The organism is Cryobacterium sp. RTC2.1 (assembly GCF_035018685.1).
In the GTDB taxonomy this organism is placed as follows: domain Bacteria; phylum Actinomycetota; class Actinomycetes; order Actinomycetales; family Microbacteriaceae; genus Cryobacterium; species Cryobacterium glucosi.
This window is the reverse complement of record NZ_JASJXJ010000351.1, coordinates 1-494: the sequence shown is the minus strand read 5'-3', so window position 1 is coordinate 494 and position 494 is coordinate 1. Positions and strand designations below refer to the sequence as shown.

The window sequence follows — 494 nt, the reverse complement described above, 5'->3', positions numbered from 1 at the left end:
GTCCCGCCGACGGAGAAGGCGGCATCCTTCCTGGTGGTCGGTGCGACGGTCCCGGTGACGGCGAGCGACTGGCTCACCGTTCCCGTTGCGGCGACGACGGTGCGGAAGTTGCCGCTGTCCGTGCGGTTCATCGCGTAGACGACCCCGCCGCCCGAGGCGCAGAGCACGGCGGTGACCGCGCCGAGGGCAATCAGGCGCCGGCGGCGCTTCACGACGGCCTTCGCCGATCGGGCCGTCCTGACGGATTTCGCGGTCGCAGGCGAAGCCCCGGCTGCGGCCGCTGCGGCTGCGGCTGCCGCAGCCTCCGCGCGGGCCGCCTTGCGGGAGGCGCCGAAGGGAGTCCTACTCATTGGAGGTGCTCCCGCTCGGACGGGTTCCGCCGCCGAAGCCCGACCGCGAGACGCAGCCGTCCGCGGTGGCGGTCGAGATCTTCAGGGCGGTCGCGGCGAAGCCGCCGCTCGTATCCGAGGCGCCGGTCGCCACGGCGCACGCGC

General features: G+C 74.5%; 1 protein-coding gene. It reads right to left on the bottom strand.

The window, feature by feature from the left end; translation table 11 throughout:
* Positions 1-350: hypothetical protein (locus QN357_RS19250; protein ID WP_323505436.1), on the bottom strand; the 350-nt coding region annotated here is incomplete at its 3' end.
* Positions 351-494: the final 144 nt, after the last annotated feature.